Here is a 25,987-nt window from a genome sequence, read left to right as displayed (position 1 = left end):
ACCTCTACTCCAATGACTTGATCATATCGTTTACTTTTCCGGCTATCCGTTTGTAGAAGCTGTACATTTCCTCGCCGTTCATAAAGTCGCCGCGATCGTAATCCAGCGCTTCCTTGCCTGCCTGATAAGCCTCCGCCATATTCCTCAGCACCGCCAGCAGGCCGGATACATCCGCTGCGCCGGTCAATGCCGCGCTGCGGCGGGACGACTTGCGCTCCAGCAGGCCTCTCTTGCGGCTGTCCAGCTCGCGAAGCTGCTCGAAAATGACGTATTCAACAAACTTGTTGACCTTTGTCAAATTGACGAGCGGAGCCCATGATTCCTCGTCGGCGTCATGATCGTAGACGTATTGCGCCCCTCTTTTGACGATAGTGCCTGTATACATCACTTCAATGAAGAGGTCGATCCGCTTCTCCTCGTCCGAATGCTGGCTTACCAGCTCCTCCAGCTCGGCAAGCTTGGCCTGGATGCCGTCATATTTCGCCGCTTCGGCGCGGACAATGGCTTGAAGCTCCGGCGAGCGGATCAGGTTTTCTTTTGCAATATCCCGGTTGATGCTTCCGAAAATATCCTTGACGGTTTCGCGCGGCAGCCCGTTTTGGAGGAAAGCCTTCAATTCCGTAATGCAGCGGCGAACCTCGCCAAAGTTTGGTTTATCCTTATCCGCTCCAAAGTTAAAGCCCGCCAGGAAAGCCTGGGGATCAAACGGCTGGGCAACTATGCATTCAAAGCGGCTGTTTGTTGTTACATTTTCAGCCTTTTCGGCAATAACGCCAAGCTCGACCGCTTTATCAAACAATTGACGGATGGAGGCGTTATGACCTTTGATGCGGGCGTTGGAATAAACGTCGCCCCATGATTTTTCCGGAATCGGCGAAGGCAGATAGGTCCAGTTCCGCTGATTCGTCTGCACCAGATGGCGTCCGATGCCCTCCTGCTCCAGAATGGTGCGCTCATAGCTTTCCTCAAGCAGCTGCATCGGCGTATAAGCAAACAACGGAATGCCGTTTCGCGTATTCAGCCAGAAAATCCGGTTTTTCACCTGGCTTTCCTTAATGGTAAATTTGGAATTGCCAAGCGCCAGCTCCTTGAACCGGTCAATCCCCTTGCGAATGCTTGGAGCGTCGGCGGGAATGGACACAAAACCGGCTGAAGGGAAATGGAAATGGCCGGAGCTGTTGCTCAAATGGAATACCGGAATAGCCTCTTCATCCAGCTTTTTCGCAATGACCCGTTCAATGACGGAATCCACGGTGCTGTCGTTGCCGTATTTCATTACCAGAAACTCTTCCATGGACCGGGTAATCAACGCGCCAAAATGCTCCGACAAGAAATCCGATACCGAGCTGACAATATCAATTTCCTGCTCCTTAACCCACTGGTCCGTCTTGGACAGCAGCTCCCGCGTGAAATCCCGGATCAGGTCGTTTACATCGCGCTCGTCCATAATGCTGCTGACCGTTTTGACAATATCGGGCACGCTGACCACATTCCAGTAATAGGTCCGGTTGCCCCTGTGATCGACCTGCTCGTCGCCGTTCACCAGGATTTTGCCGTTATTATCAAAAATACTGTTCAGGGAGTTGAGCACTTCCGTGAAAACGGAATAAATGCGCGAGTTCTGCTCATTGATCAGCTCCGCCAAATCCTCGTAAAACTCTACCATCTGGATCATCCGCTCACGGTCGGCGTACAGCAAATATTCCTGAATTTTGGCCTCGATGTACGTATCCTTTTTGCGCTCCTTGGAAATAAACGCCGTGCGGGCGTCGCCTAGCCGCTCGTTCGCCACCGTTTTGGCGGCTTCGATATCATCGGGAACACGCGAAATATGCTCCCGCAGCGATTCGATTTCCGCCCGGATGGAATTAACAAGGCAATAACCCTTGTTGGTATAAATGGACCGGGAAGCAAAAAACGGTCCTTGCTCCGGGTTCAGGAACATCCGGTTGATTCGTTCAGTGAAGGCCTCCATCAGTTGCGCCGGAAGCTGTTTTTTCGTTTTAACGTATTCCTCGCGGGCGCGCGCCAGATAACCTTGCTCCAACTCGGTATCCACGCTAACCACCTGCGTTTTGACGACATTGTTATAGCTGAAGCGCTCGCTGTTCTGGTAGCCTGAAATCGGCTCCGGCACCCGCTTTTCGAATTCGCGCTGGATGGATTCCTTGTCCATGCCAAGATTGCGAAGCAGTTGGTCCACATCCTGCTGCGACGGATTTGAATCAAACATTTTTTCCATCCGCTTAAACAGCTTGAAGGCCAGATACGTCGTCATTTCCTCAATGGGCAGGATCGCGGAGGAAGCGCCAAGAATGTTGTATTGATAATTGGCCGCAAACGGGCGGGCCATCTGATTGATATTGGTGCGCGTGTTGCTGATGTAGTCATGAATCGCAAATTCATCGCCGGACTGCTTGTCCTCGCTGGCCATAAAGTTGGTAATATTTTCGGCGGTAACATTCATGCAGTAATCATAGGAATTTTCCAGCAGCTTGCCTTCCGTATTGGTAGCGGAAATCAGATGGGCAAGGTTAAACGGAGGCATCGGCGAGTTTACCGTAATGGCATTGCCGTAACGCTGCTTGAAGCGTTCGCCGCGCTCGTCCACGTTCATCCAGTAATCCAGCTCTTTGAGCGCCGCATAGCCGTTTTTCTTAATATATTCCTTGGTATGATCGGACAAGCTGTTGTTGGCCAGGTTGACGTCCGGCATAAACAGATAACCCAGCATATTGACCTTGTCTACGCCCGCCGTGCCATGCTCTCTTTCGATAATTGCACGTACAATATAGGAAATATCCAGGAAGCAGCCGCTTCCGGTTCCTCCCGACAAACCGGTCAGCAGAAAGACCATCAGCTTTTTGTTGGTGCCGACGGACAAACCTGTTATTTTTTTCTCAAGCGCCTGCACAACGGTCAATATTTTTGTAAAAAGAAGCAGGCGCCCCGCCTGGCGAATGCCCGACGCGCCGCTGATGCCGTCCGTAATAAGCAGCTCCGGCGACAGCCAGTCCGTAATGTAAGACTCAAGCTGGCGGCGGTTTTGCAGCAGGCTGCCGATTTCCGCGTTGGAGAGCAGAACAAATTCAGTCAGGGGATCAAGACCGATCCCCTTGTATTTTTTATGGCGGTCCTGCTCGTTTGTTTCAAAAGCGATAAATTCCACGTTGTCGGGCTTGTCCCGTTTTTTCTTGGTGATGGGGTCCTCCGGCAGCTTGAAGCGGCGGTTGATTTGATACTTCAACCGCAGCAAGGCGTCGATGCCCGTTCCGCCAAGACCGATAACCAGCATGGGATTGTCGATGGTGTCGACCCGTATTTTGTCGCTGACGATGCCTCCGCCCTGGGAAACATCCAACTGCTGTATATGCTCGCGTACGACTGCTTTCATGTCTTAAGCCTCCTAATTGATATAATCCAGAATAATAGATTTATGAACGGCTTGAAGCGAAATCTTGATACGGTCATTGTTTTTCAGCTCTTTGCCTTTGGCGGCGTCAAAAGCGCGGCCCGACTTTTCAATGAGGCAGCCGCTTTGGTTCAGTATAAATACGGAGTCTTTCCCGGGACGAAACACAATTTTGTCCGTCTCCGCAAATTCAGGCGCAAGCTGGAGCAGCTGATGAAGCTTGAGCTTGCCCTTAAAGCCCGACAGCTTCTTGTATTGCGGACTCGTTCTTTCGCCCGTATCCTCGTCGTGAATTTCAATAATAAATTGTCCGTAAAAGCCCTTGTTGTTCCTTTTCACCAGCGCAAGCGCATACCAGGCCGCAACCGCCAGCAGGATGAGCAGAGCGAGTCCGCCAATCACAAGCGGCCAATTCAGTCCCTCCTTCTCCGACGCAGGAACCTGTCCCGATGTTGCTGGAGGCGTCGATGAAGGCTTGGCGGCTCCTCCTCCGGCATTAATTTGCAACGGCTCGGATTCGCGGAAAAAGCTGTTGTCCTCTACTCTTACAACCAGCTCATAATTGCGGCTTTCGGGAATTTCAAAGACTCCGGAAAACAGGTCGCCGCCATTGGTCATCGGCAATTCGGTTGTTGTGCCTGCGTCGATGTCCGTCACAACCAGCTTGGAGGTCATTCCCTTATACAAATCGGGATCGCCAAGCGCCTGCCCGTTCGACTCCAATTGCGCTTCAATATCGACTTTGCCTCCCTTTTTGAAAGGACCGGCAACCGGTTTGACGGCTAACTGCAAATCATAATTAAATACCAGATTAATATCGATTTTATCCTTGCTTGCTCCCTTGACCTGAAGCTTCCAGTCGCCTTGCTCCGGCTTCAGCAGCTTGATAAGGGAATAGGCATTGGAGGTGGAATAGAGTACGCCATCGGATGGCACCGGACGCTCCTTGCCCGCCGGATCCACCAGCTTCACCTCTACCGGCTTGCCGGAGATGATAGAGATATTGCCTTCGATAACGTTGCCGTTAGGTATGGATACCGTCACTTCTTGAAACTGGCCATTGCCCGTGAGCGCCGTAAGCGGAATGACCTTAAGCTTCAACTGATCGGCAAAAATTTCGCTCAAAATACGCGGCAAATCATCCGCAGAGCTGGTGACGAAGGCTTTGCCCCCGGTATCGTCGGACAAGCCTTGAAGCACCTGCTTGTTCAGCTTGCCGTCCGCATTCAAGCCAATGGTATAAATCGGAATGCCCGCAGCTTTGGCTTGACTCACGGCAGCTTGAAGCTCCTTGTCGGACTGCTCCTGCGTCCGCTCCTTCGGCAGCGAATTGTTGCCGTCCGCCAGCAGCACGATCATCGGAGAATGATCGGGCTCTCCGCTCCGCTCCAGCACCTTCACCGATTCCGCAACCCCAACCGCAATATCGGTATAGGGGCCGCGCGCAACCTGATCGATAAATCGTTTAAGCTCCCCTTTATCCTCCGGGCCTTCAATCTTCAGGAGCGCCTTCTCCCTGACGATCTGATCCGTATAGGCCATAACGCCAATTTTGTCGCCTTGCTCGGAGGTCATATCGACAAACATCTTCATAGCTTCATTGGCTACTTTTTGCTTGTCGCTGCTGTTCATCGAGGTGCTGGCATCCACCACCAGCATAACGTCGATTTTCTGTTGGTCATTTGCGGCTCCAGCATAAGGAGCCCCGTAAAACCCGGCAAACAGGCTAACGATCATTATCATGATAAGCACTAAACCTATATATTTTTTAACGTCTTTCATATTTGCGTTCCCACCATTCCCGATGTTAAATTGCTTCAAGCGTTATGTTCAAGGATTTGCTTCATGCCGCTCCAAACTCTATGATTAAGGCAGCCGGCTTCCAATGCCTTTTTGCCCCTGACGGGGCTTCAAGGCATACACTGGTAAATTTGTTCCTTTTTTGTGCTATAATCTTTACGTTTAATATTACCCCCAATATCCGTAAAGTTCCATAAAATTCTGTATAGAAGTCCTTAAAATTCTATTAAAATGCAAGCTCAAAAAGATTAAAATGCGTTGAGGTGAGGCACATGATTACATACGCTATTCTGTTAGTCGGCGTTCTATATTTAATAGCAAAATGGTTCATATTCCGCAAACGAAGGGCAGAAGCGGCTACCGCCGCCGGCATAGACAAGGAGCTTATTGCCTCGCTTAACCGAGCAGGTGAAAACAATGAACATTAAACGCGCAGTTCAATTCCGTAAGCACATTAAGCTTTCCCATCAATGGCAGCGGCTGCGCTATTGCAGGGCCTGCGGCTCTTATACGGTCCTGCCAGAGGAGCCTTGCAGCGGCTGCGGCTCGCAATCTTTTGTGACGCTGCAGGAATATGCGGCAACGTTGAACAAACGGCTTTTTTATACGGAAGCGCTTGTTTTGGCTGCCTTTCTGGGAGTAGCCGCATTAGCGGCCCGAGATTTTCTAGAGCTGGGCATCGCGCTTTTGGGCGCGGCCGTTGTGATAGCTCTATACGTTGTTCTAAAAAAGCATTTCCGGACCTCTGAGGAAATTTTCCGCCTGCAAAAAATAACGGAGCGCCATATGCCCAGCATTCGCGAAGGCTTGCTGAAGGATGCTCTCTCTGCGGGGGAGGATATGAAAAACGACCGACATAAAGAGGCATACGAGAAGCTGCGCGAGGTGGGGTCGCTGCTAACCATCGAGCATATCAAAAACTTAAAAATTATGTGTCTGAATCAGCTTATAATAAGAAAAGACATGGAGCTGGAGCTGGAAACACTGCTTCCAGCAGCCTACAATAAGGAATTTATAACCTACCTGTATGAAGTATCCAAGGTTAACAAATCTCTCATTCGCCAATCTGTGCTGGATTATTTGCTTACACATCGTCTTCGCATTGAGCAGCTGCCCTTTGGCAAAGAGCTGATGAGCAACGCCGCAGTCGCATCGCTTCGCATGAGGCCTTATATCGAACGATTTTATCCTGTTATCCTCGACTATATGGATTCTTTGCCCAAGGAGCGGTTTCTGCGCCTGTGCAAGCTGGTGAACGGCGCAACCTCCGGTCCCCTGGCAAGACTCCAGCAGGCCTGCAGGGAAGCGGCGAAGGTGCGTTACGGCTTTGACCCTGATGTTCAAGCGATCTGGCAGGAAGGGTGAACTCATTCATGCTAATTGTTTCCTATAAAAAATCCAGGACATTGATTTTGTGGAGCCTTCTTGCCGCACTTGTTGTGCTTGCCCTGATTGCTTACAAGCTGTATGCGGGCTATGCCAAGGTTCAGGACTACCGCCAGGCAGCTCATTACCTGGAGCAGAACGATACGGTACAGGCATACGGCTATTACTTAAAGGCCCGGAATAACCGGTGGGTGCAGTATAAGGAAAAAGAAACCAAGGCGGCGATAGACAAGCTGAAGCCGGTGGAGGAAATCCAGAATAAGCTGCTGGGCATTTTGGACAATAACGGAGAAAACAACAACCCCGCCAGGTCCTATGACGACTATCAAAAGCTTGCCGGAGCAGCGGCTGCCAGAGGCGGACAATACGAAAAAATCTTCAATGAATTGAGCAAGCAATATAGGCTCGACGCTCATTTTACAACTGCTTATGCCACATACAAAAAGACGCTTGAGCAGCAGCTTCAGGCGGAAACGAAAAAAGCGGCGTTTTCGGATAAAACCGTTATCGCATACCTGCTTATTCCAGAGCTTTACTTTGGCGGCGCTGCCGAAAAAGAGACGGCATTGCGTGCGGCATTCGAGCCTTACGACCAAGGGCGGCTAGCAGCCAAGGCAGACGGCAGCGGCATAGAAGCCCTTCTTGCAGAAGGGACGCGGCTGCTCGACTTCTACAAGCAGGAGGGCATTAATGCGGACTGGGTTTATCCCGGGATAGAGGACTATACTCTTTCCTACTTAAAGAAGCTGGAGGATAAGGGCGACTTGCCCGTCTTTTTCCGCAATGCCAAAGCAATTGAAGGGTCCAAGCTGATAGCTTCCAGAGGCAAAACCATCCGTTCTTATATTCAATCTGTCTACTCGGGTCAAGTAAAGCAGGCCAAACAGCTGGTGTTGGAGAGCAAATACGAGGAAGCGATCGCAGCGTATACGCTGCTTGGCGATTTCAAGGATGTCAGCAAGGAGCTGCAAAACATTGAAATCCAATGGAATAGACAAGAGCCGGAGCGCATCCTGGCGAAAGCCAGCCCAGGGGTCAGCTTCGATTTTTTCATCAGCGGCAAGGACAAGTTTGGCGCGCTTGTATACGCAATAGGGGCCGCAAACGGACAACTAGTACTGGCTCGCATGCTGCCGGATATGTCGATCGACAAGAAAGAGGGACAAATAGGCGATGGCTTTCAGGTCGAGGAAATCAGGCTAGAGGACAGCTTGAGCCCGTCAGGACGCACCGTGCTGCTGGCGGAGGGCAAATCCTCTACTCGCCAAGGCAGATATGCTGCTTATGAAATCAGCGATTCCGCGCTTGTGAATCTGTTCGACTTTGAGGCGGACGGCTTTAGGGTCGACAAGCCCGGAACACTGATTGTAACTAATGATGCCAACGAGGGAGCCGGACAGGAGGCGCTTTACACCTATGAAAACGGACAATATCTGTTTTCCGGCATCAAACCGGATTATACCGAAATCCAGCTAGCCGACCTCCTCCAATACAGCGGGCAAAAGGTACGTTTTACCTGCGACATTTTTACGGTTGAAGGAGAGAAGGGCGTTGTTTTATTTAATGAGGAATATATTATTCTGACAGGCGCCCCCGGCTTGCGGCCAGGCAAAGCAACGATTACGGGAATATGGGCCGACAATGACACGGTTTCCAGGGATGGTGAAGAAATTACCGCTTATCGCGTCGAAGTTTCCTCATATGTTCAATCGATTACCATTACTCAACAATAAACGCCGCGTTTAAGTTGAACAAAACAATTTCAGCGGTGTTGGCCCAGCTTATTTAGCAGGTTTTTACACAAAAGAAGCAGCCCCGCCACCTCGTTAATAGCGATGTGCGAGAGCTGCTTTTTATTACTTATGCATGAGTACTTGTAGAGATATACTACATGATTATTCGTAGACCCGAATTTCGACCACTTGGGCATACGGCGAGCCGTTGGTTGATTCCACTACAAGACGGAGCGCCGTTATGGCTTCTGGCCGCTCTAGTCTGTGGACGCGCAGGCGCTTGCGATTTCCGGTCTCCCTGTGAAGCGTCCTCCAGCCCTGCTCCGTTAAGCCTTCAAGCCGGTAATCCCGAACCAGCTCCGGCAATATCTCAAACGGGGTGCGATGATGATGAAGATTGATTAAATCCTCATTAACATCATCGTTAAAAATAATCCGAATCTCAGAGGCCGCTACCTCCTGCTCCCAGGTTAGCGAAATCCATTCCTCGCCTCCTTCGGACATAGCTTCAGACATCCATAGCTGCGGTCCTCCATAAGGACGCGTATAACCATTTATAATGGAAGCTGGAGCATAAGCCTCCGTTTCCGGTTCAACCACCGCGCAAAAAGGCGTGCGATTCAGTCCGTCCATGCTCCAGGCAATCGTTTTCTGGCTCTCCATAAAATGGGCAAAATCCGGCGAGGAGCCATCCCTTCCGGCAAAGCACAATACGCCAAACAACGGCTGAGCGCTTTGGTGCAGACGAACTCCCTCATGACCTTCTATCGTCACAAAAACATTACACGGCTCATTTGTTTCGTAATGGAATGGAACCTCTACCCACTGCTCCTTGCCCGAAGGGACGACGATAGCCAAGGATTGAATCAGCTCGGCAGGAATATAATTTTCCGGCCTTCCAGTGCCATAAAGGCTTATTGTAAGCTCTGACGGCGTTTCAGCGTCCACCACGTCCACCAGCAGCTTCAGCTTATCCAGCTTGCCCGCTACCGGGAACAGCAGGCCCGCCGGATGACTCAGGGCATACGTACCCGCAGACGCTCCCGTCGAAAGCTTTGTCAAAACAGAGGATGCCGCAGCTTTGGCTGATCTGGCCATATCGTGCGCGTCCTGGTTGCGGAGTCCGATGATGGATGCATCCTGTCGAAGCAGCGTTTGCTGAAGCTCCTCCAGCCGCACCGCATGCAGCTCCCTCGGCGTCACGCCGTCACGGGCGCACAAAGCAGCGCCTGTGCCTGCCGCTTCGCCCATTACGGCGCAGGTAGCCATAACCCGCGTTGTGCCGAAGGCGACATGACTGGCGCTAATATTCCGTCCGGCAAACATCAAATTGCCGACATTGCAGGAATACAGGCTGCGGAACGGAATATGGTAAATGCCGTCGGGATGATAATGCTTTGAGCCGCTTTCCTGAGCGTACATGCCTTGCGGAGGATGAAGATCAATGGACCAGCCCCCGAATGCTACCCGGTCGTCAAACGGCCGCTGTGCAATAATATCATTTTGATTCAGGACGTAATCTCCGACAAATCTTCGGTATTCCCGCTTTCCGGGCAAGGAGCCTACCCACTCCAGCGTCATATTTTCCGCCTCGAATTTCCCGGAATTTTTGATATAGTCCCAGATGCCGTAGATGACCGACCACAGCTCGTCGCGAATGGCCTCATTTTCATGCACCGTATCCAGCTCCCCGCCCCATTCAATCCACCAGTAATGACAGCCTGAATCGCCGCTTCGGATGACGCGGCGGATGGGAATGGACGTTTCCTCGATCCTTTTGGCAAAGGAAGGCGGAACAAAACGAACGGGCTGCCCTTCGTCCTTGGTATAAAAGAGAATGGTGCTGCCCAATGTAATGTCATCGGCTATTTCCGGCGCCCAGTCTTCATTAAACTCATGCCGCGCCTCCCGTCCGATCCGGAAGTCGGCTCCTGCCAAACAGCCAAGCAGCCCGTCCCCCGTACAATCCAGAAACATGTCGCTTTGAAATGTAATTTTGCGCTCCGAGCCCATCATCCAGCCGGTTGCCGATTGAATGCGGCGCAGCTCGCCATCACCAGGCTCCATCGCAACTTCATGCACATCCGTATTGAGAAAAAGCGTTATCCGGCTCTCGGCGCGTACAGCCTCAAGCACAACCAGATCCCACAGGTACGGATTTCCTTCCGGATTGCGGTATTGGTTTTCGGCAAACAGCTCGCCCATTATGCCCGTTTCCCGGGCATAACGATTAACTCCATGCCCGGTTGCTCCGCATACCCACACTCTCACTTCGCTGCTGGAGTTGCCCCCTAATACGGGCCGGTTCTGCACAAGCGATACCGTTTGTCCCAGCCTTGCAGCGGCAATAGCCGCGCATACGCCGGCAAGACCGCCACCAATTACCGTTACGTCGCTTTTTACTATTTCCTGTCTCATGCCAATCACTCTCCCGCCTATTTGGTATATCTTTAATTTCATGATAAGATAACCATAAACTTTGGTGAATGGCCTTAATTTCAAATTACATATCTATAATTTCATGAATAACAAGGAGGTGGAACTCTATGCACCTGCCGGTTCCACAATGGCATACATGTGTGCATTGGCAGCATAAGGAGCATTTCCTGCTGGCAGAGGATACCTACGAGGACTGGGTTATGTTTATTATTGAGGAAGGCCGTTTTACATTCCGGATTGGCTTGCACGAAGGGGTGGGCGAACCGGGCGATATCATTATCTGCCCGCCTCACCATCGCTTTTTTAGAGAAACGCTTTCGCCGCTGAGCTTTCATTTTGTTGTGTTTGGTTTGGATGGCTTGAATGTGCAGACAGGAATGGAGCTGCCGCATATTCCGACGGGACACATCAAGCTGGTCAAAGGCAGGCAGCGGCTGGACGACAATCTAGTCAAGCTGGCCCAAGCAGCCGATCTTCATACCTTGCCGACTGCTTCGTACCGCGAGCATCTTCTTATGGATATCTGGTATTTGATCGTAAACGAGCATCATATGGAAGGCGAAGCGATTGGCAAAGGCGCCGTCTCCCCCCAGATGGAGAAGGCGGCCGAAATGCTGGGCAAACAAGCGTTGACCGGCGGAGATATTCGTGCGGTTGCTCAAGCATTGGGGTTAACCGCTGTTCAGCTTACCCGCCGTTTTCAGGCGGCGTTCCGCCAAACCCCGATCCGTTACGTTACTTCGATCCGGCTGCAGACAGCCTGCAAGCTGCTGGCGGGTACCGACCGGACGCTGGATGATATCGCCCAGGCTTGCGGATACGAAAACGGCTTTTACCTCAGCCGAATGTTCAAAAAGCAGACCAATATGCGCCCCTCCGACTATCGGAAAACGCATCGCCTATAGTGAAAGTTCAAAAAGTTCGCTTTTCAGTACCGAGAAGATGGGATGAAGCTAGAAATCGAGGAGCGGAGCTTAGTGGAAGCTAAGTGAGCACCTCAAATGTTTCCAGAGGAAACATGCTCCGAAAGCATACGCTTATTCGGCTGAATGCCATATTCGATGCTGACTATGCCGCCAGGCATGCTTCGTAATGGGAAGCGGACTTTTTGAACAACCTCTTATAAATGAGGAAACGCCGTTTTGCAGCTCGGCGCCCAAATCAGGCATCGACGCTGTAAAACGGCGTTTGGTTAAATGGGAACTAAGAAGGAATGACTTGTTCAATCAAGGGGATGCTGACGGCAAACTGTCTCCTTTCTTTTTTAGCTGACCGTTCTGGGACGCTCCATGCGGGTAACGCCAGGCCAGCGGAAGGACGCCCACTCCGGCAAATGCTTGTCGATTCGCGCCACAAGAACCGTCATATCATCCACGATTTCTCCTTCATGGTACCGCACGACCGTCTCCAGCAGCGCATCGGCCATCTCCTGCGGATCATCGCTTCCAAGCTCTCCAATAATACGCTTCATCCACATTTCCTTATTAATGGCATGGCCCGGCGCATCATAGATGCCATCGCTCATCATAACCAGCGTATCGCCCGACTGCATCTGCATGGATACAAAATCGACGTCTATGTCCTGAATGATTCCGATCGGCAAATTATTGGCCGTAACCGGAATGACCTCCCTTCCGCGTTTAATAAAGCTTGGCGTTGAGCCAATTTTCATAAAGGTTGTATTTGCCGTATACAAGTCCACAATAGCCAGATCAACCGTCGCGTACATTTCCTCGGTGGAGCGCAGCATCAGTACGGAGTTCACCGATTTAACGGCCAGCTTCTCATCCATGCCGGATTGAAGCAGCTGCTGCAGGATGGACAAGGCTGCGCTGCTCTCCTGCCGCGCCCGTTCTCCATTGCCCATGCCGTCGCTGATGGCTACAGCAAATTTCCCGCCGCTCAGCTCGGCCAGACTAAAGCTGTCTCCCGATAACAAATCCCCGCCTTTGGCCGCTCCCGCCACACCCGTCTCAACCTCAAACTGCTTGGCGGAGCCAAAGGTGACTAGCGTTGGTTCGCCGTGCCGCTCGGGAAGCGTTTCCGATTTTACCGCAATATGCTCGCCCAGAATATCGCTCAGGAGCGGCGCAATTATTTTGCGACATTCATCAAAGCCTTGCTCAAAGGAATGATACACCTCAATCTCAACATTTCCCTCCTCCAAATTGACGATATCGACTCCCAGAATGGATAACCCTAATCCTTCAACCGCCTCTCTGATTTGTTCCTCCTGCAAATGCAGGGTCTGGCCTTCGCGGCGAATTTCCTTCGACAGGTCGTCCATCACCTGGGAAACTCCGAATAGTTGATCCGCCACCAGCTGGCGTGAATCGCTAAGCTGCTTTTTCCAATGCCGGTTATTTTGATAAAGCTCGTATTGATGCCTCATAATGGACATCACCTGCGGCGTCTTTACGCAATGCTGGCTCCAGCCGCGGGAATACTCCTTGGGCGAATGCGCCTTATCCTCCTCAACAGCCGTCATCATCTCCGTCATCATTTTATAGGTATGAAAATATTTATCTCCCCAGCAGGCATGCTGGCGATGGCAGCTGCCGCAGCTGCGCTGAGATACCGCATTCATAAAATGGCCCAGCTCATCCTCGCGTTTAAGCTCCTCCGCTTTTTGCGTCAGTTGGCCAAAGCTGCCCGATAGCTGGCGAAAAACCTCCGAAAACTTCGATACGCGCTCCGCTGTCACCTCGCGCACCCGCTTGGCGTAGTCATGCTGCGATTTGGCATGCTCATTAGTCCCCGGGACATACCTCGCGATTGTGCGTATGACGCCGCGCGGTGTCAGCATCAGCAGTACGGCGGCGGCGACGGATTCCCAGGTGGAATTCATAACATCCGATTGCGTTCCAATATATATCGTCAGAATGGAGGTCCCCAGCAGCAGGCCAAAAGCCGCCGCCATCTTCCCGCCCTCGCGCAGCAATCCTGCCAGCAGTCCGGCAAACGCCAGCATGCTCATCTGCACAATCGCTCCAAAATCGGCCAGGCTGAGAATCAGCCCTGCAACTACGCCAACGGAAGCGCCCAGCGGCGCTCCACCCGCCATCGCAAACAGCAGGAGCATATAACGCGACATCACATGCTCGGCAGACATACCGTAGAGCACCCAGCCTACTGCGCCCGTCATAACGGAGGCCAGCAGAATCATCAGACAGATGATTTCTTCATGCCGCAGCGCCGCCGATTTTCGCGTCATGGTCAATACGGGAATAGCATGGATAAACACCAGCGTCAGGACAAAAGCAAGCGCCGCCTCCACCACAACCATAAGCAGGTTATACCAGCCCAGCGTATTGAAGATAAACACTTTAAACAGCCCGACAAGCAGCATGGAGGCAAACACCAGAATCGGCACAGTGGACAGCTCCGCCTTTTCATAAGCTTCAAGCCCCTTAAGCAGCAGGAACAACGCGACAATTTCCGTTGCGATCCAGAGCGCCGCAGGTTCTGCTGCAAACCAGCTCCCCGCCACGAGGGCGACGGCAATCCAAACGAATAAATCCCTCCTCATAAAATACATGACGGCAAAATAAGCGGCGGCAAACGGCATCAGCGACTCCAGAATAACAGCCCTTCCCAGCAGAAATCCTATACCTAACAAAAGAAACGTCCATTTTTTGGCCAAAATGACTTGGCCCGCATTGGCAAACGCCCTAACCGCCCGCAGCTCTCCCGCCTTCTGCCATGCCGATCGGGAGAAGCTCTCCGGTCCGTTATCCGCGCCTTCCAGCACACCTTCCTTCTTCATGAACAGACACCACCATTTCCGAATGTAATGTGTTTCCCATTATAGGAGGTTGTCCACATGAAGTTTGTCAGTTATCGTAAACGCCCCAAAAGTTTTTTCCGACAAAATGAACAGCCGCGCAGCTCTTGTCATCACAAGCGGCAACCTGCGCCCACAGCGGCTTTGAGCCATTTTTGCCATAGCAGCCATTGTCCAGTGACCCAACAAAAACAGCAAGCCGGCCGCAAGCAGCTTGGCGAATCGCCGCAGTAAACTGTCGGTATAAGTGGACATGGGAAGAAAACTTTTTTGTCAGGACAGGCATATTCCGCAATGCGACAGCAAAGTCGGAAGCAAAAAAATACAGGTTTGCTTTTATGGAAATGAAAATGAGGTCTGACAGGAGATTGAGTCTACAGTGAGGCAGCATCTATTGAGGTTCCTTGCATATGAGCGATCGAGCTTGGCGGCTGGATTTAAAGATTTAAAGTAAAAAAGCAGAGCCCTTGGGCTCTGCTTGAATAGAATTGGATTATACTCGCTTGGCTCCGCGTCCGCCGCGTTTGCCTTCTGTGTTTTTCTTCAGGGAAGAAATCCGCTCTTCACTATCTTTCAAGAAGCGAGACATTTTATCCTCGAATGACGGCTTCCCGAAGGACGGTCTGCCAGACGATTGCTTGTTGAAGGGACGTCCGCCTCGGTCCTGACCTCCGCGGTTGAATCGTTCACCGCCACCTCCGCCTCCAGGTCCTCCGCTCGCACGCGGCGGCGGTGCAGAGCCCTCTGGCCGGTCAATGGCTTGCTTAATGGAAAGACCGATCTTTCCGTCCTTATCGACGTTGATCACCTTTACCTTGACAACATCGTCAATCTTGAGATGATCCTTAACGTCCTTGACATAGTTATCGGCAATCTCGGAAATGTGAACGAGACCAGTGACACCTCCCGATAAGTCGACAAATGCCCCAAAATGTGTAATGCCTGTCACTTTTCCCTCTAACTTGGCGCCCACTTCAATTGCCATAAAATAAAATGTTCCTCTCTCAAAAGTTTAGTGGAAACAATTTCAATTGCCGTGGACAATACGGACAACGCCGTTATAAAGCCCTGCCAGCCTTGATCTGTTCCTATACCGTGATTATAACCGAACCGAAGAATGAAGGTCAACAGACGTTCACCCGATTATAAAGCTATCTATTCGCTAAAAATTTGCTGCTCGCCTTCCTTGACCATGCCTTGCTCCTTGGTGGCAAGCTGCGATATGTATTCCGGATCATTCAGTTTGTCCACTTCCAGGCGAAGCGCTTCGCTTTCCTGACGTGTCAGCTCAAGCTGTTCCTGAATGCCGCTTAATTTCTGGTGGGTCGCGTTTTGCTGCTGCAACTGGCCAAAAAGAGTATATCCCGCCCAGCCCATAAACAGGACGATGAAGGTCATCCATATTTTGAATCTGCGTTTGGCGGCCATCATTGCCGCTCCCTTATTCACCGTTGCAGTTGCCATTAGCGCTTTTCCCTCCCGAACCATAGTTTCCATTTTTCACTCAAAAATAGTGCTGTGCTTTTCCAAAACCGGCTTTCCATCAGCTTGTCCGCATAAGGTTTTAAAAAACGGCCAAGCCATAAAACCAATGGTGAAAATATCCATTTTGTCAATATCCAAAAAGGACGAACCAATTGTAGCACAATTTTCAGGACGAAAATAGTGAGCATAGACCCAGAAACAAGTATCATTTTTAAAACTTTCAGCAGCCAAAGAACTGGTTTTACGATCAGCAGCATAACCATTTTTCCCAAAAAGGAAAAAACGGCTCGAACGGCGTCAATCAGCCATTTGACCAGTTTGATCACCAGGGAGCTGAACAGCCAATAATGAAGAATAGCGCCAAGTGCCAGCCCCAGAAACACATAGGCCCTCACTTCACCGTTATTGCTGGCGTACAGCATACGGAAAACGACTACAGCGGCAAGCGCCCAGTAGGCCACATCCATCAACGGCAGCCACCAGCGCGGAAAACGCAGCTCGCTGGAAATAACGCGGTAACCGTCGAACACCGCCCCCATGCCGGCGCCGCAAGCCAGCATAAAGGCGACGGTGAGCCATTGAACCTCCAACGTCATTTGAACAGCTTCCCGAACAATCCTTTGGACTTGCTTGCGGCCGCGCCGTCCAGATAAGCGAGCGAATGCACGAGTCCTTCAATCGAAACCAGCCCTTGCTCCAGGCTAAGCAGCTTGATGTGCAAATTTTGCCCCGTTATGGTCAAAAAACCAAGCTCCGTTTCCAGCAAAAATTCCTCGCTGTCGAAGCTTTCCACGTTAATGACTCCCGTCAGCTCCAGCATTTTGCGATTAATCAGCTTGATGTCCCCGCTCTTGTGCCCTTTGCCCTGTTCCGCCATATGGCACTCCCCCGCTTCCCTAATATTCTCTACTAATCTATGGGGGCCGGACAAGGATTAGAACAACCGAACCGAAACGGAACTGGCTGCAAGCCTTGAGGCATAAGCTTGCAGGTTAAGCTTGAGTGTAGGTTTTGCGGCATGGGCTTGCTCGTTATGCGTGTGCATGAGCTTTGCGGCATGCGCTTGCTCGTTATGCGTGTGCATGAGCTTTGCGGCATCAGCTTGAAGAACGTTCCGGTCATCGGTGTCCGTTAGGAGCCATTTTAAAGGAGAACTATGTTTCTAAAGGACACCCGTGACCGTAACAGCAATTTTTTACCCGTTAAAAGCCAATTTCGAGCTTGTAAAGGACAGAAGTGACCGTTGTTTGGGGCAAAACCCGCTATTTGAGGCTCTGACGGTCATAAATGTCCGGCAAACTTTTGCCAAGGTGAAAAATAGCGAAAGATAAAGATGCTGGTGTTGGTGTTGGTGAAAGATACCTGTCAACGTTGATCTCCGAAATTCCAGAATTGCAAAGTTCGAGTGACTGGCATAAGCATCTGCTAAGCAGTTGTTTCGATCGATGTCAGATCGGCGTGCCTGAACACTTATACTTTCCCAAGGGATATAGAAAAAAACAGGCCAAAGACGGCATCTGCCTTCTTGGCCTGTTTTTATGCTTTTAGAAGGAAAGCTGCGTTACCAATCGAGATCGTTCTCGCGTGGGCGCTGCTCTTCCTTTACCAAGGTATACAGCTCGCCGGCTTCATCCTTACGGGTCGTTTCCGCGATGCGTTCAACGCGAACGGTAACGATTTTCTGGCCGTATTGGATTTGGAGCTCGTCCCCGACCTTAACGGAGCTGCTGGCTTTCGCCTCGCGGCCGTTAATCCAGACGCGCCCTTGCTCGGATACATCCTTTGCAACGGTGCGCCGTTTGATCAGTCGGGATACCTTAAGAAATTTATCAAGCCTCATTTTATTACTTAATAGCTTCTTTCAGCTTGTTGCCTGCTTTGAAAGCAGGAACTTTGGATTCAGGAATTTCGATTTCTTTGCCAGTTTGCGGGTTGCGACCGATACGGCCGGAACGTTTGCGAGTTTCAAAAGTACCGAAGCCGATCAATTGTACTTTGTCACCGCTGGCAAGAGCGTCAGTTACTTCGCCCAGAAAACCGTTCAGAACGGCTTCTACATCACGTTTAGTCAGGCCGCTCTTCTCTGCAATATTGTTGATCAGATCTGTTTTGTTCATTGTAATTTTCCTCCTATGTTATGGAAACATTATAGTGGCTGCAGCCCTGAGGCCGCATGCCCGTTGGCATTATTTGCTCTCACGAAGAATACTTATTCTGCTCGTGAGATGAAAATCCTGCCGGGAGTTTCAAATTTTTTTGGGATTTGTGTGGAATGAAGACGAACGGTGACGAATGCAAATTCACAAATGTTCAGAAATTGTTCAGAAGCATAAATCCCGTTCTACCATTCTAAGCGATACTAGGCGTCTGCGTCAAAGAAACAATTCCGGATTCTCCCAGCTGCCCTGCAACTAGCGCTATTCCTGACGTTTTGCCTCCTCCCACCAAGCATCCATTTCTATTAAATCAGTTTGGTCAAAGGTTTTGCCGTTTATACGAAGCTTCTCTTCTATATATTGAAATCTATGCTTGAATTTCCGGTTGGTTCGAGAGAGAGCCTCTTCGGGATCAGCATCAATAAAGCGCGAGGCGTTAACGACGGCGAACAACAAATCTCCCAATTCGTCCGCCCCCTTCTCCAGGTCATTCTCTGCTATCCGCTCTCTCAGCTCCGCTAGCTCCTCCTCGATTTTGGACAAAACGGGTTCAATTTCGCCCCAATCGAAGCCTACTTTAGCCGCTTTTTTCTGAATTTTATAAGCCTTCATCAAAGCAGGCAGGTCAGGCGGTATGCCATCCAGCATGGACGGCGCTTGTTCCGCGCCTTTTCTCCGTTTTTCCTCCGCCTTCATGGCCTCCCAATTGACAAGCGCTTCCTCCGAATTTCCGGCGTTGGAATCGCCGAACACATGCGGATGGCGAAAAATTAATTTTTCGTTAAGCGACTGAATTACGTCGAACACGGAGAAAGCGCCAACCTCCTCCTCCATCTGGCTATGCAGCATGACCTGCAAAATAACGTCTCCAAACTCCTCCTGCATGCCAACGGGATCATCATTGTCCAACGCTTCAAGCGCTTCATACAGCTCCTCGATAAAATTTTTGCGAATGGAGCTATGGGTTTGCTCGCGGTCCCAAGGACATCCCTCCGGGCTGCGAAGGATTGCCACGATTTCATGCAGCCGCTCGAAGGTCCGGTTCCGGAGCGCCGGGTCCAGATTACGCGGCACATAAATTAAGGACAAATTGCCGTAGCCATTGTCGCGGTCGAGCTCGTATAGCGGCATTCTTAATATTTTTTCCTGACCCTGAACGCCAAGCGCATGTCCAACCAGAACCTCGTAATCATCGGGATAAACCTCCATTAGCGCCAGCTTGACGTCGGAGGCGGTAAAGGCATCATAAACCTGTCCGATCAGTGTATGAAGCCGTGGCTGAAGCAGGGAGGCTGAAAGCTCGGCCGCATCCAGCAGAGCAAAACCTTCAATGGGGTCCATGCCAAAGGAAGAAAAAGCAGCATCCAGAAAGCTTTCCCCGCCCGTGATGCGCAGCTCCAATCCAGTGCCGGCGCAGCGCTCGCGAAGAAGCTGCACAGTACGCTCCGCAACCATGGGATGGCCTGGTAAAGCGTAAATCAAAAACTCGGAGGTCAGCGGACCTCCCTCCTGCCCATGCTCCTTTCCATCCGGGCCGGTAGCTGCGGCCTTCATCAGCTCGTCAACTATAGCCTCATAGACCTGAGGGAACGAATCGTATTTTTCGTACAGATGATCAAAGGTAGTGTAAGCAATTCCATTATTGTCCAATAGATCCATGACGGGATGTTGTTTGGTCCGGGTAATTATTTTGGATGCCTGCTGCAGCTTCCGCAAAACGCCAAGCGTTAGCTGGTCGGGATCGCCAGATCCAAGACCGACGACTTCAATGCCGCTATAGTACATGATAATTCCTCCCTTTATTGAGGCGGCAACAGCCGCCAACGTCTAAGGCGAGCGGCCAACGCCTCGCCGCCAGGCAGCGCGCGCCATTCGCGCGCGCCAATAACGCCGCAGCGCAGCACGCCTGCGGCAAACACACAAGCGCCGACAGCTACGCCCGTCAGCGCCAGCACAGCCGCTGCCATACGCGGCGGCAGCGAATGACTGAGCGCGGGAGCAAGCCCGCGCTCCAGCAGCCACAGCGCCGCCGCCATCGCTGCGAGCGCAAGAGCTGCGCCTGCGGCGGGGCGTATGCCGCTGCCCGCCCCCGCCTCAGGCCGAACATGAGGCGGCGCTCCGGCGCTTGCCGCCGCCCGGCGAAGGGCCGCGGCGCCAAGCATCGCCGCGGCACTCAGCGCAGCAACGCCGGAGATGGCCGCTCCCTGGATGCCCAGGGACGGGACTAGCGCGGCGTTGAGCACGCCCTTGAGCAAGGCGGCGAGCAGCAGCAGAGCCGCCGGAACCCGGGTTGCGCCCAGCGATTGCAGGGCGGGCGCGGATGCAGCGCTGACGCAGCCGGCCAGCGCGGTCAACCCAGTCAGCGCAAAGGCGACCGTGCCTTGTGCGTCCTTGTACAGCATAATGTTGATAGGCTCGGCCAACATCGCCAGCCCAAGAGCGGATGCCGCTCCGATGATCCAGGAGATGCGCATGAGCAGCGACAATCGCAAGCCTGCATCCAGAAACTGCCCCGACTGCTTGGCGGCCACAAAACCCGGTACCAGAGCAGCGGAAGCCGCCCCGGCGGCCATAATGACTAACTGAACCAGCGGCTGGGCGCGGCTGTAGATGCCAAACATCTCCATGGCAGAAGCTTCTGCATGTCCATCAAGCAGCAGAAAGCGCGGCACCGTAAACACATCCACGACGCCAAGCGCAGGCACAACGATAGCGGCAAGCGCTGCGGGCAGCGCCAGTCCCGCAAGCTCCTTGACCTCCAGCCAAAGACGGCCAAGCCTCTTCCGCAGGCTGCTTCCATTGGAACTGTTGGAAACAAGTCCTGATTTCGCTGTTCCTGCCAGCATTATCCCAGCACTGTCTTCACTTGATGCCTTGCCAGCTCTCGCAACTCTGTCTTGTCTTGCAGTTCTGTCTTCACTTGCAGCTCTTTCTTTGCTTATAGATATGCCAGCTCTTGCAGCTCTGTCTTGTCTTGCATTTCTGTCATCTCTTGCAGCTTTGTCTTTGCTTTCAGATATGCCTGCTCTTGCAGCTCTGTCTTGCCTTGCATTTCCGTCATCTCTTGCAGCTCTGTCTTGCCTTGCATTTCCGTCATCTCTTGCAGCTCTTTCTTTGCTTTCAGATATGCCTGCACTTGTAGCTATGTCTTGCCTTGCACTTCTGTTATCTCTTGCAGCTCTTTCTTCTCTCGCATTTCTGTCTTCTCTCGCAGAAGCAGCCTCTGCATCATGGACCGATCCGTCTCCAAGCGAGAGGCTGCCCTTCCGCAGCCTGCTCAACATCAAGCCAAGCAGCAGCAAGGCGGCTCCCGCTCCGGCAGCGGAGCCGCTCATTACGGCAGCGGCCAGCGCAGCCTCGCTCCAGCCCGCGACCAGGCCTGCGCCAAGCGCGGACAGCATCACCGCAACCCGAACCAATTGATCCGCCACCTGCGACAGGGCGGAATACGTCATAAGCCCCCGCCCCTGCATAAAGCCCCGAAGCGCCGCCGCCAACGGAGACAGCAGCAGCGCAATGGCAAGCATTCGGATCGCAGGCGCCGCAGAGGCATCTCCAATCCATGCCGCAATCCGGCTTGCGCCTGCCCACATCAGCAGAAACGAAACCGTTCCACTAACGCCAAGCAGCAGCAAGGCGGCCAATAGTGCCAGCCGCTCCCCGCGCGGCCCGCCGTCCTCCGCCGCTTGTGCGCGGCGCGCAATTACGATGGAAACAGCCGTTGGCAAACCCGCGGTTGCCAAAACAGCAACCAGCTGATACAGCGGGTATACGGCATTGTACAAGCCAAATACCCGGTCGCCCGCCATATTTTGCAGCGGTATTTTTTGCAAGGAGCCAATCAGCTTGGACAGCAGCGCCGCTCCTGTCATCGCCACCACGCCGTTCCTCCAAAACGCCGCCGGTTTGTTTCCGTCCATCCTCCGGCTCATTTCCCACGCTCCCGCATCTGGTGCACTATCAATATGTCATCCATAATGCATCCATTATAGCGCAAAAGCGGAAATCAGAACATTTTGCCATAGGGAGCTCCATTCGCATCATTGCTTGCACGGGGGCAGCAAGCATCATTCCAGCCCTAACACAAAGAGACCTCCTGGCGGGTTTGACTTGCCTTCCCCGCCGCAGAAGCCTCTGCTGCCTGTATTAAGCTACTCTGTTTTCTGATTGCTTGCTGGCCCAGGCTCAACCAGTTACTTAGTGTTACTTAATGTTCCCTGGCTTTGATGCCCTTTATACACGCTTTCCGCTGTACCTCTACTGCTCCATCTGCTTCGCCAGGAAGCCTGCGGCCGTTTCCGCCATTTTGGTTTCCATTTGCGCCATTTTGACGGCATCATCCTTGCTGAGGAGAACGACTGTGCCAATTGGATCGCCGCCCGCAATAATAGGCGCTGCAACAAAGGAGCTGAATGTGTCCTGCACATCCTTAACGATTTCATACGAGCCGCCGCTGGTTTCGGAAACCGTTTTGCGGCTATCCATGCAATTTTCCAGCGTTGCGCCAATCGGCTTGTCCATTAATTCCTTTTTGGACGCTCCGGCCACGGTAATGATCGTATCCCGGTCCGAGATAAGCGTCATATGGCCCGTGCTTTCAAATAGCGACTCCGCGTATTCCTTGGCAAAATCGCCAAGCTCGCCGATCGGCGAATATTTTTTCAGAATAACCTCGCCGTCGCGATCGACGAATATTTCCAGAGGGTCGCCTTCGCGAATACGCAATGTACGACGGATTTCCTTAGGAATGACCACTCGTCCGAGATCATCAATGCGACGAACTATTCCAGTTGCTTTCATTTCTTGTTGCCCCGCTTTCCCTAGAGGATTTTGAATACACTGGATGTAAAATGCTTCCTGTACACCTAATCTATTCGCATTGATTTTGCGCTTTGATGGGGTGGGTGCTTCCATGCGCCTTGCTGTAAAAATGGCTGCTGCTTCAATGCTGCTTTTGAATCTGACCATAGTATTCATCCGCTCCCATTTTCTTATACACAGCGCCAGCCCACCCAAATCATTCCTTGAGCAAAATAAATATCCTTCAAGCGGAGCGTCCCTTCGCGCAAAGGCATTCTTTAAACATGGACCTTCCGCCTTCCTGCCACGGGGCGCAGCAGAAAGGCGGAAGCCGCCGCAGATTTCACCGGAAACACGGCTATACCGTCAAGTATTGGCGCACGACCTCTTCCGTCAAAGCCTCCGGTTCCCCCTCCCAGGCAATACCGCCCTTGTCGATGACGTAAAAATAATCCCCGACATCCTTCACAAATTCCAGACTTTGCTCCACCAGCAAAATGGCAGTCCGGCCATCCCCTTTAATGGAGCGGATAACCTCGCGAATATCGTCGACAATGGAGGGCTGAATGCCCTCGCATGGCTCATCCAGGAGCAGCAGCTCCGGCTTTGAAACCAACGCTCTGGCAAAAGCAAGCTGCTGCTGCTGTCCTCCGCTGAGATCGCCGCCGCGCCGCCCGAACATGGCCGGCAGGACGGGAAAACGCCGGTGCGCTTCCTCCGGTAGTTGGACCGCTCCGTCACGTGATGCCTCAAGCCCCAGCAGCAAGTTTTCATATACGGTGAGCTGAGGAAAAATCTCTCTACCCTGCGGCACGTACCCTATACCCGCCCGCGCCCGCAAGCCAGGAGCCTTTCGGGTCATGTCGGCGCCGTTGTAGCGAACCTCCCCTTTTCTGACCTTCAGCAGCCCCATGACGGTTTTCATCAACGTTGTTTTCCCTACGCCGTTGCGGCCCAGCAGGCAGACGACCTGGCCCGCCCTTACGCGCAGACTGATATCCCGCAGTATGACGCTTTCGCCATAGCCCGACTCAAGCTGTTGAACGGCTAGCATAGTCATCCCGCCTTTTGCCCAAATAAACCTCCGCCACCCGCTCGTCGCCCTGCACATCCTCCATAGAGCCTTCCTTCAGCAGCTTGCCCTCGTGCATAACCGTCACCTTGCTGGCAAAATTGCGCACAAACTCCATGTCATGCTCCACAACCACCACGGAGCGTTTAAGCGCAATTTCATGCAGCAGCTCGCCCGTTTTGTCGGTTTCCTTGTCCGTCATGCCCGCCACCGGCTCATCCAGCAGCAGCACCTCTGGCTCCTGCAGCAGCATCATGCCGATTTCCAGCCATTGCTTCTCGCCATGCGACAAGCCGCCTGCCCGATGCCCGCTTTTGTCCCCCAACCCGATCATGTCTAGCTGATGATGCAGCCGGTCCTTGGCCTCACTGGATAGCCGCGCAAACAGGGTAGCTGCTACCGAGCGCTTTTGCCGCATCGCAATTTCGAGATTTTCCAGCACCGTCATGGACGAAAAAATGGACGGGGCCTGAAATTTGCGCCCGATACCCATCTCCGCGATTTGATGCTCCGGCTTTTTCGTAATATCCACCTTTTCCCCGAAGGTGACCCTGCCGGAGGACGGCTTTACCTTGCCGCAGATGACATCCAGCATCGTCGTTTTGCCCGCCCCGTTAGGGCCGATCAGAAACCGCAGCTCCCCTTTGTGCAAATCCAGATTCATGCCTTGAACCGCCTTGAAGCCGTCAAACTCCACCGTTACGTCCCGACATTGCAGGATTTCATTTTGACTCATTCCGCTTGCCTCCTTACGGACTGGATTGACTTGCCGTTATCCTTCTTTCGCAGCAGGCGAAGGAGAGGGCCGCCGCGCGTCCCGCTTCCTCCGTTCCTTACGCGGTCCAGCAGCTTGCCGGGATTCAGCCAGGGAGGCGGAGACTGGAACAATCCCGCCACCCCCTTCGGCAGAAACACAACAACAATCACAAACAACGCGCCCATAAAAAACAGCCAGCCCTCCGGATACGCGGTACTGAATTCACTTTTGGCCCAGTTCATCAAAATTGCGCCAAGCGCAGCTCCGATCAAAGTCCCCCTGCCGCCAATAGCCACCCACAGCACCATTTCAATAGAAGGCACGATGCCAAGCATAGACGGGGAAATGATGCCGACATGCAGGACAAACAGCATACCGGCCAATCCCGCTATACCCGCAGATACCGTAAAAATGACCGTCTGATATAATGCCGGATTGTATCCGATAAACCGAACCCGGTTTTCACCGTCCCGAATAGCCCGCAGCACCTTTCCGAACCGGCTGCCCGTCAAAAAGCGGCAGAACAGGAAAACGCCCAGCAGCGCCGCCGCCGTAACCCAGTACAGAACCCGCTTGGTATCGGGTGAAGCCAGCGAATAGCCTAACAACGTAGAATATCCCGTCACCCCGTTTGTTCCCCCGGTAAAAGCCTGCTGCCCCACCAGCAGCGTAGTGACTATAATAACCAGCGCCTGGGTCAAAATCGTAAAATAAACGCCCCTGATTCGGTTGCGGAAGGTAAAAAAACCAAGCCCCAAGGCCAGAAGCGCCGGAATCAGAAGCCCCAGCGCCACGGCCGCGCCAAACGGCTCAAACAGCTTCCAGAACAAGGGCAGCTCCTTCAACCCGCTCCAGCTCATAAAGTCGGGCAGTTTTCCGCCGCTGGCCTCCAGCTTGAGATACATGGCCATGGCATACGCGCCAAGTCCAAAAAAGATGCCGTGTCCCAGGCTCAAAATGCCCGTATAGCCCCAAATCAAATCCAGTCCCAGCGCCACGATGGCGAAGGCCAGAAATTTTGCCAGCAGATTGAGGCGAAAATCGCTAACAAACAGCGGGGCAGCGAACAAAACCGCCGTCGCGACCGCATATCCCCCCAAAATCCACCATTGCCTGGGCGTCCACTGTCTCCACGCCATGCTTGCACCCCCTCTGTCCTTGCT

21 protein-coding genes are annotated in these 25,987 nt (G+C 52.5%); 5 read left to right on the top strand and 16 right to left on the bottom strand.

Annotated features, from left to right (window positions below):
- Window positions 1-4: 4 nt before the first annotated feature.
- Complete coding sequence (locus A7K91_RS24045) at window positions 5-3,394, bottom strand: tubulin-like doman-containing protein (protein WP_068687033.1); 3,390 nt, start codon at window positions 3,392-3,394, stop codon at window positions 5-7.
- 12 nt (window positions 3,395-3,406) lie between these two features.
- On the bottom strand, window positions 3,407-5,194 hold the full coding sequence (locus tag A7K91_RS24040) for a vWA domain-containing protein (RefSeq protein ID WP_068687032.1): 1,788 nt from the start codon (window positions 5,192-5,194) through the stop codon (window positions 3,407-3,409).
- Window positions 5,195-5,484: 290 nt separating this feature from the next.
- Here A7K91_RS24040 and A7K91_RS26615 point away from each other — a divergent pair, with 290 nt between their 5' ends.
- From A7K91_RS26615 to A7K91_RS24030, 3 genes are read left to right on the top strand one after another with little or no spacing between them, the layout of a single operon-like run.
- Window positions 5,485-5,640 (top strand): hypothetical protein, encoded by a 156-nt coding sequence (locus A7K91_RS26615; protein WP_156739789.1) that lies wholly within the window; start codon window positions 5,485-5,487, stop codon window positions 5,638-5,640.
- Window positions 5,630-6,577 carry a hypothetical protein gene (locus A7K91_RS24035; protein WP_068687031.1) on the top strand — a complete coding sequence of 316 codons (948 nt, stop codon included), beginning with the start codon at window positions 5,630-5,632 and terminating at the stop codon, window positions 6,575-6,577. Before A7K91_RS26615 ends, A7K91_RS24035 begins: the two co-directional genes overlap by 11 nt.
- A gap of 8 nt (window positions 6,578-6,585) precedes the next feature.
- Window positions 6,586-8,331 carry a hypothetical protein gene (locus A7K91_RS24030; protein WP_068687030.1) on the top strand — a complete coding sequence of 582 codons (1,746 nt, stop codon included), beginning with the start codon at window positions 6,586-6,588 and terminating at the stop codon, window positions 8,329-8,331.
- A 162-nt stretch (window positions 8,332-8,493) separates the two neighbouring features.
- On the opposite strand, the gene A7K91_RS24025 is transcribed toward A7K91_RS24030, so the two are convergent.
- Window positions 8,494-10,749 carry an FAD-dependent oxidoreductase gene (locus tag A7K91_RS24025; protein WP_068687029.1) on the bottom strand — a complete coding sequence of 752 codons (2,256 nt, stop codon included), beginning with the start codon at window positions 10,747-10,749 and terminating at the stop codon, window positions 8,494-8,496.
- A gap of 128 nt (window positions 10,750-10,877) precedes the next feature.
- Between A7K91_RS24025 and A7K91_RS24020 the strand changes: the two genes are divergently transcribed.
- On the top strand, window positions 10,878-11,675 hold the full coding sequence (locus A7K91_RS24020) for a helix-turn-helix domain-containing protein (RefSeq protein ID WP_068687028.1): 798 nt from the start codon (window positions 10,878-10,880) through the stop codon (window positions 11,673-11,675).
- A 359-nt stretch (window positions 11,676-12,034) separates the two neighbouring features.
- Here A7K91_RS24020 and spoIIE read toward each other — a convergent pair whose 3' ends face one another.
- Window positions 12,035-14,536: a stage II sporulation protein E gene (gene spoIIE, locus A7K91_RS24010; RefSeq protein WP_068687026.1), complete on the bottom strand. Its 2,502-nt coding sequence runs from the start codon at window positions 14,534-14,536 to the stop codon at window positions 12,035-12,037.
- A 57-nt stretch (window positions 14,537-14,593) separates the two neighbouring features.
- Between spoIIE and A7K91_RS26610 the strand changes: the two genes are divergently transcribed.
- The gene (locus A7K91_RS26610) at window positions 14,594-14,788 is read left to right on the top strand and encodes a hypothetical protein (RefSeq protein ID WP_156739787.1); all 195 of its coding nucleotides are present in this window, start codon (window positions 14,594-14,596) and stop codon (window positions 14,786-14,788) included.
- Window positions 14,789-15,047: 259 nt separating this feature from the next.
- Here A7K91_RS26610 and A7K91_RS24000 read toward each other — a convergent pair whose 3' ends face one another.
- From A7K91_RS24000 to urtC, 12 genes are all read right to left on the bottom strand, one after another.
- Window positions 15,048-15,539, bottom strand: a complete 492-nt coding sequence (locus A7K91_RS24000) for a S1 domain-containing RNA-binding protein (RefSeq protein WP_068687024.1) — start codon at window positions 15,537-15,539, stop codon at window positions 15,048-15,050.
- A 170-nt stretch (window positions 15,540-15,709) separates the two neighbouring features.
- On the bottom strand, window positions 15,710-16,018 hold the full coding sequence (locus A7K91_RS23995; protein WP_068687023.1) for an FtsB family cell division protein: 309 nt from the start codon (window positions 16,016-16,018) through the stop codon (window positions 15,710-15,712).
- Entirely contained in the window at window positions 16,018-16,635 is a 618-nt protein-coding gene (gene yabQ / locus A7K91_RS23990) for a spore cortex biosynthesis protein YabQ (protein WP_068687022.1), read from the bottom strand. Before yabQ ends, A7K91_RS23995 begins: the two co-directional genes overlap by 1 nt.
- A complete protein-coding gene (yabP, locus tag A7K91_RS23985) occupies window positions 16,632-16,916 on the bottom strand; it encodes a sporulation protein YabP (RefSeq protein ID WP_068687021.1) in 285 nt (94 codons plus the stop codon). Before yabP ends, yabQ begins: the two co-directional genes overlap by 4 nt.
- A 684-nt stretch (window positions 16,917-17,600) precedes the next feature.
- Window positions 17,601-17,879, bottom strand: coding sequence for an RNA-binding S4 domain-containing protein (locus A7K91_RS23980; RefSeq protein WP_068687020.1), 279 nt, complete (start codon window positions 17,877-17,879; stop codon window positions 17,601-17,603).
- A gap of 4 nt (window positions 17,880-17,883) precedes the next feature.
- On the bottom strand, window positions 17,884-18,156 hold the full coding sequence (locus A7K91_RS23975; protein ID WP_068687019.1) for an HU family DNA-binding protein: 273 nt from the start codon (window positions 18,154-18,156) through the stop codon (window positions 17,884-17,886).
- A 300-nt stretch (window positions 18,157-18,456) separates the two neighbouring features.
- Window positions 18,457-19,980, bottom strand: coding sequence for a bifunctional methyltransferase/pyrophosphohydrolase YabN (gene yabN, locus A7K91_RS23970; RefSeq protein ID WP_068687018.1), 1,524 nt, complete (start codon window positions 19,978-19,980; stop codon window positions 18,457-18,459).
- Between the two features lie 14 nt (window positions 19,981-19,994).
- On the bottom strand, window positions 19,995-22,127 hold the full coding sequence (locus A7K91_RS23965) for an oligosaccharide flippase family protein (RefSeq protein WP_068687017.1): 2,133 nt from the start codon (window positions 22,125-22,127) through the stop codon (window positions 19,995-19,997).
- A 325-nt stretch (window positions 22,128-22,452) separates the two neighbouring features.
- Window positions 22,453-22,995 (bottom strand): stage V sporulation protein T, encoded by a 543-nt coding sequence (gene spoVT / locus A7K91_RS23960; protein ID WP_068687043.1) that lies wholly within the window; start codon window positions 22,993-22,995, stop codon window positions 22,453-22,455.
- Between the two features lie 358 nt (window positions 22,996-23,353).
- Entirely contained in the window at window positions 23,354-24,049 is a 696-nt protein-coding gene (urtE, locus tag A7K91_RS23955) for an urea ABC transporter ATP-binding subunit UrtE (RefSeq protein ID WP_068687016.1), read from the bottom strand.
- On the bottom strand, window positions 24,027-24,803 hold the full coding sequence (gene urtD / locus A7K91_RS23950; RefSeq protein WP_068687015.1) for an urea ABC transporter ATP-binding protein UrtD: 777 nt from the start codon (window positions 24,801-24,803) through the stop codon (window positions 24,027-24,029). The genes urtE and urtD overlap by 23 nt, the downstream gene beginning before the upstream one ends.
- Window positions 24,800-25,963, bottom strand: coding sequence for an urea ABC transporter permease subunit UrtC (gene urtC / locus A7K91_RS23945; protein ID WP_082967716.1), 1,164 nt, complete (start codon window positions 25,961-25,963; stop codon window positions 24,800-24,802). The genes urtD and urtC overlap by 4 nt, the downstream gene beginning before the upstream one ends.
- Window positions 25,964-25,987 lie beyond the last annotated feature (24 nt).

The organism is Paenibacillus oryzae, from assembly GCF_001675045.1.
In the GTDB taxonomy this organism is placed as follows: domain Bacteria; phylum Bacillota; class Bacilli; order Paenibacillales; family Paenibacillaceae; genus Pristimantibacillus; species Pristimantibacillus oryzae.
Note: the sequence above shows the minus strand (reverse complement) of the source record. Positions and strands in the feature narration are given on the sequence as shown.